Origin of the sequence: Hymenobacter aranciens, assembly GCF_030580865.1 — a bacterium.
GTDB lineage: Bacteria > Bacteroidota > Bacteroidia > Cytophagales > Hymenobacteraceae > Hymenobacter > Hymenobacter aranciens.
Map to the genome: position 1 here is coordinate 53,692 of NZ_JAUQSY010000004.1, position 11,731 is coordinate 65,422.

At 63.1% G+C, this 11,731-nt stretch carries 4 protein-coding genes and 1 tRNA gene; 2 read left to right on the forward strand and 3 right to left on the reverse strand.

The window, feature by feature from the left end:
- The first annotated feature begins 8 nt into the window (after window positions 1–8).
- Together Q5H93_RS06780 and tamL are read left to right on the forward strand one after the other, a co-directional pair.
- Window positions 9–5,279 carry a translocation/assembly module TamB domain-containing protein gene (locus tag Q5H93_RS06780; RefSeq protein WP_305005751.1) on the forward strand — a complete coding sequence of 1,757 codons (5,271 nt, stop codon included), beginning with the start codon at window positions 9–11 and terminating at the stop codon, window positions 5,277–5,279.
- Window positions 5,280–5,533: 254 nt separating this feature from the next.
- Window positions 5,534–7,822, forward strand: coding sequence for a translocation and assembly module lipoprotein TamL (gene tamL, locus Q5H93_RS06785; RefSeq protein ID WP_305005752.1), 2,289 nt, complete (start codon window positions 5,534–5,536; stop codon window positions 7,820–7,822).
- Window positions 7,823–7,882: 60 nt separating this feature from the next.
- Here tamL and Q5H93_RS06790 read toward each other — a convergent pair whose 3' ends face one another.
- From Q5H93_RS06790 to Q5H93_RS06800, 3 genes are all read right to left on the reverse strand, one after another.
- Entirely contained in the window at window positions 7,883–9,055 is a 1,173-nt protein-coding gene (locus Q5H93_RS06790; RefSeq protein WP_305005753.1) for a hypothetical protein, read from the reverse strand.
- Window positions 9,056–9,114: 59 nt separating this feature from the next.
- Window positions 9,115–9,189: transfer RNA gene (locus Q5H93_RS06795), tRNA-Val, on the reverse strand.
- A gap of 218 nt (window positions 9,190–9,407) precedes the next feature.
- Window positions 9,408–11,708: a TonB-dependent receptor gene (locus Q5H93_RS06800; protein WP_305005754.1), complete on the reverse strand. Its 2,301-nt coding sequence runs from the start codon at window positions 11,706–11,708 to the stop codon at window positions 9,408–9,410.
- Between the last annotated feature and the right edge of the window lie 23 nt (window positions 11,709–11,731).

Sequence of the window (11,731 nt, forward strand, 5' to 3'; positions counted from 1 at the left end):
TACCCATTTTGCCTACATTTCTTCGCCGCACCCTTTACGTATTGTTGGGACTGATTGGGCTGGTGCTGGTGCTGCTCATCGTGGCAGTGGTGGCCCTCCAATTCTCTGGCACGCAAGACTTCGTGGCCCGCAAAGCCGAGGACTACCTGCGCGACAAGCTGGGCACCGAAGTCCGCATCGGCAAGTTCCGCACCGACTTCCGCCACGCCATCAACCTCGACGGCGTGTACCTCGAAGACCAGCAGCGCGACACGCTCCTGAGCGTCGGCCACCTGGGCGTCGATATCGACCTCTGGGCCCTCACCAAGAGCCAGATTAACGTCTCGAACGTGGAGCTCAACGACGGCCGCGTGCGCCTGACCCGCACCGCGCCCGACTCGGTGAATAACTACGACTTCATCATCAAGGCCTTCACCGACCCGAATGCGCGGGTGGACACCACCTCGGCGGGCTTCAAGTACGACATCGGCAAGGCCCGGCTGACGAATATCTACTTCACCCAGCTCGATGAAATCACCGGCTCCGACATCCGGGCCCGTATCGGCGAGTTTGCGGCCGAGATGGACGAGGTGGATGTGGATAAGTCGGTGTATAAGGTGGATAACGCCACCCTACGCAACGCCTCGGTGGCCATGCGCCAGACGAAAACCGCGCCCGAAGTGGAAAACCCCGGCCCCACCGAGCCACTCACGGTGCAGTTTGGGCTGAACCGGGCGACGCTCGACAACGTGGCCTTTACGTATAAGAACGACCCGGCGGCCCAGTACATCGCCACCACCATCGGCCAGGCCGAGGTGACGGCCAAGGACATCGACCTGCAGCGCCAGCGCGTGGACCTAGGCAAGCTGACCCTGAAAAATACCACCTTCGCCTACGCCCAGAACGAGGAAGTGCCCGTGGCCCAGCGCGTAGTGAACCCCGCCGAGGCCGTTCGTAAGCTCGACGAAGCCACCGACAAAGCCCAGGCTGCCAACCCGAACGTGGCTACGCCCGGCTGGCGCGTGACGCTCGACCAGTCCGACATCAGCGGTGTAGACGTGAAGTTCGACAACTTCAACGAGCCCCGGCAGAAGACGCGGATTCCCGCGATGGACTACAATCACCTGCACTTCTCGGACTTGGTGCTGAATACCCGCAACTTGTCGTATTCGGAGAACCGCACTACCGGCCGCGTCGACCAACTGGCTGGCCGCGAGCAGAGCGGCTTCCGCGTGGATAAGTGGCAGGCCGACGTGGTGTACGACTCGGTGCAGATTCGCCTCGACAGCCTAGACCTCATCACGCCACACACCCGCATCCGGCGTACGCTGGCCATTGGCTTCAAGGATTTAGCTGGCATTGCCGATGATTTGCCCAACCTCAAAATCGAAGGCGACCTACGCGAGGTGCGCATCGGCTTCCGTGATATTCTATATTTGGCGCCGCAGCTGGCCGGCACCCCACCCTTCAACACCGGCCCCAATCAGAGTGTACTTATAAACGGGCAAGTAGCTGGCCGCGTGGGCGACATGACCATCCGCAATTTCGAGTTCGTGGGCCTGCGCAGCACGGTGCTCAAGGCCCGCCGTGCCCACATCACCGGCCTGCCCGAAACCGACGGCCGCCTGTACGTGGACGCTGACATTCAGCAGTTCCGCACCACGCGGGACGACATTAACAGCCTCGTGCCCAAGGGTACCATCCCCAGCAACATCAGCATTCCGCCCAGCATTGCCCTGCGCGGCAGCTTCAAAGGCCGCCCCACCACGCTGCAGTTCAACACCGATTTGACGGTGAACACGACCTACGGCGACGTGGCTTTCTCGGGCGACCTGGGGCCGGCCAACGCGGCCGGGCGGCAGCCGCTGGTGGGCACTTTCGCGGTGCGCGGGTTCGATGCGGGCAAGCTGCTGAAGGACCCGACGATTGGCAAAATCACGGCCAGCGGGCGCATGAATCTGACGGGTAATCTGCAGGACCCTAATACCCTGGTGGGCCGGATAAACGCCAACGTGCAAAGCGCCCGCTACAACAACTACACCTACCACGGCGTGGTCGCCACGGTGGACCTCGACCGCAACCGCTACGTTATCAACGCCCAGAGTAAGCAGGACCCCAACCTGAACCTCGACCTCAACGCCGTGGTGAACCTGCGCGACCCCAACAACCCGACCTACGAGGTGCGCAACCTCAACCTGCGCGGGGCCAACCTGACGGCGCTGGGCTTCTACACCGGCGGCGATTTGCGCGTGCAGGGCGACCTCACGGCCAATCTGCGCGGGGCCGACGCCAACTCGCTCAACGGCACTTTTGCCGGACGCAGGATTGTGATTGTGCGCGACAACCAGCCCTTCGCCCTCGATTCGGTGGATGGTCGTATCGTGCAGACCGCCAACCAAACCCTGCTGGCAATTAACTCGAATGTGGCCGACGTGAACCTCGACGGCAACGTACACCTCGGCGACCTGGCAACGGAGCTGCAGCAACACATCGACCGCTACTTTGCCCTGGCGGGCGTGGACTACCGGAAGGTGAACATGAACCTCGACCGCCACTTCACTTACTCGCTGAAAGTAAAGGACACGAAGCTGGTGACCAAGCTGGTGCCCGACCTCAAGGAGTTGTCGCCCTTCACGCTGGCCGGCGACTACTCGCGGCAGGACGCCCGCCTGACAGCCCAGACCAGCATCCCCGTCATTCGCTACGCCAACTACCGGGTCGATTCGCTGAAGCTCGACGTGGGCTCGAACCCCCAGCAACTCAACTACGCCCTGCGCCTGGCCCAGGCCAGCCAGGACACGACCTTACGCCTGAAACGCCCCAGCATCGTGGGCAACGTGGCCGATAACAAGCTCTTCACCCGCGTGGCCATCCTCGGCGACTCGGCCAACCGGGAGCGGCTGGCGCTGGCGGGCACCCTGAGCGAGGAGCAGCAGCCGCTGGCCGTGAACCGGCGCGGTACGGCCGCCGGACCAGTGCAGACGATTTATCAGTTCTCGCTGGCCCCGGAGCAGATTATCAACTACGAAAACTGGACCGCCGGCCCTAACAATTACCTGCGCTATTACCCTACGGGCGAGATAGTAGCCGACGGCCTGAACCTCACCAACGGCCGCAGCACCCTGGCCGTGCAAAGTCAGAATCCGGCCGTGCGCACTTCGCCGCTGGGCGTGCGCTTCGAGAAATTCGACCTCGCCGAAATTGCCAAAGCTGTGCAGCAGCAGGATTCGCTGGTGGCGGGCGTACTGAATGGCACCGCCGAGCTGCGCAACCTCGGTAAGCCCAACCAGGCCTTCACGGCCAATGCCACCATCACCGGGCTGGCCTTCCAGAAAGCCCTCATCGGCGACATCGCCGTGAACGCCACCAACCCCAGCGCCAACCGCTACGACCTCGACGCCCGCCTGACCGGCGGCGCCTCGGGCTCGGTGGGCGGCCAGGGCAACGACCTGCAGGTAACCGGCACCTACCAGGCCGACAACCAGACCTCGCCGATGAACCTGGTGGTGGACGCCCGCCGCCTCAACCTGAAGCTGGCCGAGGCCTTCGCGGCCGGGCAGCTCACGCGCAGCGCGGGCTACGCCACCGGCCGCCTCACCGTGACGGGCACGCCCAGCGTGCCCGCCGTGCGCGGCACCATCCGCACCAGCGACGACGCGGCCTTTGCCGTGACGCAGCTCGGCGCGCTGTACCGCCTGCCGGGTCAGGAGCTGACGTTTGACGAAAAAGGCATCGAGTTCGATGACTTTACGGTGCGCGACTCGGCCGACAACAAGGCGGTGGTGAACGGCTATTTGCTGACTAAAGACTTTATCAACTACGCCTTCGATATGCGGGCCCGGACGGATGATTTCATCGCCGTGAACAGCACTCGCAAGAACAACGAGCTGTTCTACGGCAAGGTGATTGTGGACTCGGACACCCGCCTGACCGGGCCGCTGGAATTGATGAAAATCAACACCACGGTGGATGTGAAGGAAGGCTCGCGGCTCACCGTCGAGTCGCCCTCGGCCGACCCCAGCAAGCAGGATACCGAAGGCATCGTGCAGTGGATTGACAAGAGCGTGCCGCTCGATACCATGCTGGCGCGCCGGCTGGCCGCCGACACGACGAAGGTGAACGCCACCGGCTACGACATCACGGCCGTCATCACGGTGAACGACAAAGTACCCTTCACCATCGTCATCGACCCGGCCAGCGGTGACAACCTGCGCGTGCGCGCCAATGGCACTCTCAATACTAATATCGACCCCACCGGCAACATCACCCTGAGCGGGCGGCTGGAAGTGGCGCGCGGCGTGTATAAGCTCTCGCTCTACGACTTAGCTTCGCGCGAGTTCATCATCCGGCGCGGCTCCACCATCACCTGGAGCGGCGACCCCTACAACGCCGACCTCAACATCACGGCTGTGTACCGGGTGGAGGCGGCGCCCGCCGACCTGCTGGCCGGCCAGGGCACTGATGCCAACGACCTCAACACTATTGCCCGCAACCGCCTGCCCTTCTCGGTACTGCTGAACGTGACCGACCAGCTCAGCAAGCCCGTTATCGGCTTCGATATTACGCTGCCCGACAACCAGCGCGGAGCCGTAGGCGGGCAGGTCGAAACCCGCCTGGCCCAGCTGCGCCAGCCCAGCCAGACCTCCGAAATGAGCAAGCAGGTCTTCTCGCTGCTCATCCTGGGGCGCTTTCTGCAGGAAAACCCCTTCCAGAGCAGTGCGGGCGAGGGTTTCGTGGCCACGCAGCTGCGCGGCTCAGCCAGCCAGGTGCTCACCGACCAACTCCAGAACCTGACCGGCAAGTACCTCTCGGGCCTGGGCCTCGACCTGGGCGTGACCAACCAGGCCGACTACAGCAGCGGTGCCGCCAAAAGCCGCACCGACCTCAACGTGGCCGTGCGCCGCCAGTTCCTCAACAACCGCCTCTCGGTGCGCCTCGGCACCGATATCCCGCTCTCGGGCAACAACGGCACCCAGGCCACTCAGGGCGCCAACGCAGCCAGCAACTTCGCCGGCGACGTGAGCATCGAGTACACCATCCTGCGCGACGGCCGCCTGCGCCTGCGCGCCTTCCGCCAGAATGCCTACGAGGACATCGATGGCCAGCTGGTGAAAACCGGCGCCGCCCTGGTGTTCCAGCGCGACTATAAAGACCTCAAAGACCTGTTTTCCAAAATTCCGCCCGCCGTGAAGGAGGAGCGCAAAGCCAACCGCAAGCAGGAGAAAGTCGACAAGAAAGCCGAAAAAGACTCGGTGCAAAACGCCCCCACGACCCGCGTCGATAGCAGCAAGGTGAAATGAGAAAGCCCGCCCCCTCCCCCACTGCCGGAGCCGGGAAGCCCGCTCCGACACCCATTTTTAGTTTTTCGATTTTGCAGTTACCTAAGTTTTTTACTTCGTGCTCACGTGTTGCTTCACTCCCCAGCCCCCTCTCCGGGGGAGAAGGGGAACCTGACGATTCTTCTCCAAAGTATGAGCATGCACTAATGACTCACCCTCTCCCCCAGAGAGGGGGCCGGGGGGTGAGGCGAACAGCTAGCGCCGCCCTGCTCCTCTTGCTCTCCGCCTGCTCGGGCCTGAAATTCATTCCCGAAGGCGAAAAGCTCTACACCGGCAGCAAGGTCACTATCAACGCCCCCGAGAAGCTCAAGGACGAGTCGGCCCTGCAAACCGAGCTCGAATCCGTAGTGCGGCCCAAGCCCAACGGCTCCCTGCTGGGCATGCGGCCCAAGCTCTATTTCTGGCACATGGGCGTGGGCAAAACCAAGGGCCTGGGCAAGAAGCTGGCCGACCAGTTTGGCGAGGCGCCGGTGCTGCTGTCGCAGGTAGAAGTCAAAGCTACCGAGGACCTTATCAGCAACCGGCAGCACAACAACGGCTACTTTCAGGGCAAAACCACAGCCGAGGTGAAGGCCAAGGACAAAACTGCCGAGGTAAATTATACCGCCACGCCGGGCCGCGTTTATACCTGGTCGGAAGTCAACTTTCCCAGCCGCGATACGCTCATCGACAAAGCCATTCGGGCCACGCAGGGCGAGAGCCTGCTGAAAGTGGGCGAGGCCTACAACCTCGGCAAGCTCACTAATGAGCGGGTGCGCATCGACGCGGTGCTGAAAAACCAGGGCTATTACTATTTTGCGCCCGATTACCTGCTCTTTCAGGTGGATAGCACGCTGGGGCACAAGGCTACCGTGGACCTGCGCGTGAAGCCCACCGCACCCGCCAAAGCACTGCAGCCTTACTGGCTCAACGAAATCAAGCTGAACACCGACTACGTGCTGGCCGACACCAGCATGGTGACGCCCATCCGCTACAAGGGCTACCAGTATTATCCCGACGAGAAGGTATTCAAGGCCAAGGCCATTACCAACGCCGTGTTTATGTACCCAGACAGTCTATTTCGGCGTCGGCGCCGCGACCAGACGTTGAGCCGCCTCATGAGCCTGGGCACGTTCAAGTTCGTCGAAATTCGCTTCCGGCCCTCGGTGGAGGGCGATACGGCCGTCATCACGCCCGGCGCGGGTGGCGCGGCGGGCCGCCTGGGCGTGCGGCCGCGGCTGGATGCCGACATCCTGATGACGCAGTACAAGAAGAAAAGCCTGCGCGCCGAGGTGCAGCTGGCCACCAAAACCAACGGCTTCACCGGCCCGGCCTTCAACGTGAGCTTCCGCAACCGCTCGGCCCTGCGCGGGGCCGAGCAGCTGATTGTGAACGCCACGGCCGCCTTCGAAACCCAGACCCGCGCCAGCGGCAGCGCCGTGGGCCTCACCAGCTACGAGCTGGGCGTGAACGCGCAGCTGCTTATTCCGCGCCTCATCGCGCCAGCTTTCCTCAACCCGCGCCTGCCCAACTCCGACTTTCAGCCGCGCACCAGCATTGGGGCGGGCTACAAGAATATCACTCGCACGGATTTCTTCCGGCAGGACCTGTTCAGCCTCAACTATGGCTATGTCTTCAAGACCAAGATTACCAACGAGCAGGAGTTCCGGCCCATTGACATTCAGTACGTGCGCCTGGCCGACAGCACCCGCGAGTTCAGTCGCCTGCTCGACTCGCGGAAATACCTGGCCAATGCCTTCCGCCAGCAGTTCATCCTGGGCAGCAGCTACCGCTATACCTACAACCAGCAGGTGCTGGAGCAGCGTCGCCAGCAGATTTACTTCAGCGGTGCTGTGGAGGTGAGCGGCAACGTAGCCAACGCGCTGGCCAGCAGCCTGAATTTTGCCAAGAGCGACAGCGGCCGCTACACCATCGCCGGCCAGGAGTTCAGCCAGTACGCCAAGTTCGACCTCGAATTCCGGGAATACTACCGCCTCTCGCAGGACCCCAGCAAGGGCAACCGCTTCGTGGGACGCCTGCTGGTGGGCGTGGGCCTGCCCTACGGCAACTCGCGCGGGGCGGGCATGCCCTACCTCAAGCAGTATGGCATCGGCGGCCCCAACTCGGTGCGGGCCTACGCCGCCCGCCAGATTGGCCCCGGCACCTACCGCCCCACTCCCGGCACCGACAACCTCACCAGCTTCTACGACCAGGTGGGCGACATGCGCATCGAAGGCAATGTCGAGTACCGTCAGGATTTGTTCCCGTACGTGAAAGGCGCCTTGTTTCTGGACGCCGGCAACATCTGGCTAATCAACGACGACCCCGAGCGCCCCGGCGGCAAGTTCAGCCCCAGCACCTTCCTCAACCAGCTGGCCGTGGGCGCCGGCGCCGGCATCCGCATCGACGTGCAGTTCTTCGTCATCCGCTTCGATTACGCCGTGCCGCTACGCGCGCCCTATGGCACGCCCGAGGGCGAAGACAAAGCCGGACGGCTGAATCTGGCCATTGGGTATCCGTTCTAGCGGCTAGAACGGCCAACTCTCCTCCTTTTCAACGAGGGGAGTTGGTCGTTCTGCTTCTTTCTACCGAATAACCGGGTGGCGCTGAAACTCGCGCTCCCTATCGAACAAAAACCGGTAGGTAGCGTGCGTTTTAAGCACCCGGCCGCCGATGGCGCGCACGGTGGCCATCATCTTAGGGTTGAAGTCGCCAATCCAGTTCATTTCAATGCCCGCATAGCCGGCCTGCTGATACATCACCTGGGTGCGGGTTACCATGGCTACGTCCACGCCCTTGCCCTGCTCGTGCGGCACCACGCCGTAGATGATGCCGAGGGCTTTTTTGTCGGGCTGGCGCATGAATTTCCACTTCTCCCACAGGAAGCGCAGCTTGCCCGGCAGGTTGAGGCGGCGGCCGACGTGCTTGAAAATCTGGTTGAGCTCGGGCAAAGCCAGGAAGAAAGCCACGGCCTCGCCGTTGTGGTAGGTGAACCACAGGAGCCGCTCGTCCATCACGGGCTTCATCTGCTGCATCAGCTTGCGGGCCTGGTCGAGGCTCATGGGCTTCACGCCGGCGTGGCCGCCCCAGGCCAGGTTATACACGTGATGAAAGTCCTGGGCGAGCTTCTCCAGGTCGTTTTTGCTGGCGTGCTTGAAGATATAGCCCTCCTGGTCGAGCTCCAGCGCCCGCCTGGCAAAGCTGTGGTGAAACTCGTGAAAGGCGCTGAGCTTGCAGGTGAGCTGCTTGAAATAGAGCTGAAAGCCGTAGCCTTCGAGCAATTTCTGGTAATAGGCCGGGTGCCAGAACATGCCGTAGTTCGGCGGAAAGTCGAACCCATCGATGAGCACGCCCCAGAACCGGTCGCGGTCGCCGAAGTTGATGGGGCCGTCCATGGCCTGCATGCCACGGGCGGCCAGCCACGAGCGTCCGGCGTCGAGCAACAGGTTGGCGGCCTCCTGGTTATCAATGCACTCGAAGAAGCCCACGCCGCCCACGGGCAGGTCGGCGCTTTGCGTGTCGGGCGCGTCGCGGTTGAGAAAGGCCGCCAGGCGGCCGATGGGCAGGCCTGCCGCATCGAGCAGCACCCAGCGAATGGCCTCGCCGTTCTTGAACTTGTTGTTTTTCCGGGGGTCGAAAACGGCCTCTATTTCGTTGTAGAGCGGGCCGATGTACTGCGGCACGGCGGCGTGCAGCCGGGTGGGCACGTCCAGAAACTGCTGGGCCGTGACGGCGGAAGTAACTTCTACGAGGCGCATGAGCGAAGGTAGCGGAATAAAAAAAGCCCTGCAACGCAGGTTGCAAGGCTTTCAAAATGTGGGAAGTAAAGGATTCGAACCTTCGACCTCTTGCGTGTGAAGCAAGCGCTCTAAACCAACTGAGCTAACCTCCCGCTGCCAGCGCCGGGTGGCACTGGGGCTGCAAAGGTAGGTTGGTGGGTGGCACCAATGCAAGCCCATTCCAGAGAAACATCACCCCCGGCCCCGAAGAATGCTTGACGCGCATTCCCCAAAGGCAGGAAAGCCGAACGACTTTCGCTAAAAGCATGACCGGTGCCCCCTCTTTTTTGGAGAGGGGGTCAGGGGGTGAGGTTGACGCGGAGGGCATTCGCTAAAAGAACACACTCGCATTCACCTTCACAAAAAACGGCGTGCCCGGCGTGAAGTGCAACTCACTGGGCGCGCTGCCCACGGGCTCGCCGCGGAGGCGGCTTGCGGTGTCGAACTGGGCTTCGTTCCAGTCCTCGTCGAGCAGGTTTTCGGCGCTGGCGCCCAGTCGGAAGCGGCGGTGCGTGTAGTTCGCTACCGCGTCGAGCAGGAAGTAGCCGCGGGCGCGCACCGAGTTGTCTTCGTTGGCCGGGCGGCTGTCGATGTGGCGGTAGCGCAGGCTGGCGCTGAAGCCTTGCGGGCTCTTGAGGGTGAGGCCGCCGATGCTGGTGAAAGTGGGGGCCAGCGGGATGTAGTTCTGGCCCTCGGCCACGCCAACGAGGCGGCCGTGGTTGAAGTTGAAATCGCCGTCCAGAAACAGCAGGCGCGTGAGCTGGTAGCGCACCGAGAGGTCGGTGCCGAAGCGGCGGGTCTGGCCGGCATTTTCCACCACGGCCTCGTCGCCCACATACACCAGCTCGTCGTCGAGGTGCAGGGCCCAGACGGCGGCGTTCACCACCATGCCCGGCAGGGGCTTGAAGGTGCTACCCAGCTCGTAGCCCAGGGCGCGGGGCAGGGCATTGTCGCGGTTGGTACCCTGGATGACGCCCCGCGCATCATTCGAGTGGAAGCCGAAGCCGGAGCGCGCAAACAGCTGCACGCCGGGCGTGAGCTGGTAGTACAGATTAAGTTTGGGCGACACGCGGGCGCGGGTTTCGCGGCCCGTGAGCGGGGCCAGCGCACCGTCCGCATCCGCCGCCCGGCCCCGAAACTGGAACACGAACACATCGGCTCGCAAGGCGGCGTTGATGGTGAGCTTGTCGGTCAGGTTCAGGGTTTCGTCCACGTAGGCGTTGATGTTCTGCTCGTAGAGGCGGCCGGTTGAGACGGTGTCCAGAATCTGGCGCTGCACGGCGTTGCGCAGCTGCAGGGTACCGTCGTCGAGGCGGGTACCGAGGCCAAAGGTGCTGTGCAGGCTGCGCTCGGCCAGCTCGCCGTCGCGCTCGTAGGTGGCGGTGTAACCGTAGATGTGGCGGGCGTCGGTCTGGGCGATTTCGTCGCCGTTCACCGAGTCGCGGGCGAAGAAAGTGAAGTTGGAATACAGGTTGAAATTATAGTTCGAGTAGTACAGCTGCTGGCGTAGCAGGGCATCGTGCGGCAGGGCGGTGGTGAGTACCGCCGAGGCGTTGGTGCGGTCGGTGCTGCCGCCCTCGCTGGGGTCGAGGCTGCCGAAGCGGCTGATGAGGCCGCGCGCCACGGCGCGCTCGGGAATCTGGCCGCTGGCGTCCCAGCTGGAAGTAAAGTGCGAGCCTAGCAGCGTGAGCGAGGTGCGCTCCGAGAGCTGGCCGTTGTATTTCAGCAGGCCGTTGAAGCGCTTGAAGTGCTGGGGCTGCTCGAAGTAGGCATTGGTGAAATTATACTCGCTGGCGAGGTACAGGCTTTCGGGGCGCTTCGAGAAAAGGTGGCGCTGGTTGTGGTTCAGCAGGTCGAGCATCACCAGGGCGCGGCGGGTGTCGAAGCGGCCCACTTCCAGCTTCACCTGGCTGGCGTCGATGCTGTTTTTGGTGCTGAACTCGCCCGCGCCGGCCGTGGCAAAATCGCCGAATTTGGCGGTATAGGGGCCTTTGTAAACCTTGAGCTGCTCGACGGTTTCGGGGATGACGAAGTGAAAATCGGCGTAGCCCTGGCCGTGGGCGTGGCTCACCATGTTCACCGGCAGGCCATCGACGCTCACGGCGAAGTCGGTGCCGTGGTCCACATCGAAGCCGCGCAGGAAAATCTGCTCGGCCTTGCCGCCGCCCGCGTGCTGGGCGATGAAGAGGCCTGGCACCAAGCGCAGCAGGTCCTGCGCCGAGTTCACGGGCCGCAGCAGCTTATCAATCTGATTGATGGCCGGCAGGCTCTGGTTAGGGTCGCGGGTTTGGGTCACCGTCACTTCGCTGAGGCTCAGCGCGGCGTTGGAGAGAATGAAGGGCGCGGCGCGGTTGTCGCCGGCCACCAGCGTTATGGGCTGGGTGCGCTCGCGGTAGCCCAGCGCCCCGGCCCGCAGCGTGAAGGCGCCGACGGGCAAATCGGTGAGCACGAACTGCCCCAGCGCGTTGGTGACGGTGCCGCCGGGGTGGCCCACCAGCCCCACGCTCACGCCCACCAGCGGCTGCCCGGCAATCGAATCGGTGACGGTGCCGCGCAACGTGGCAGGGCCGTGGGCCAGTAGCCGGCCGGTGCTCAGCAGCAACAGAAGCACGAGAAGTAAAGAGTTTTTCAAGGTATTAAGGAAAGAAAAGGTGG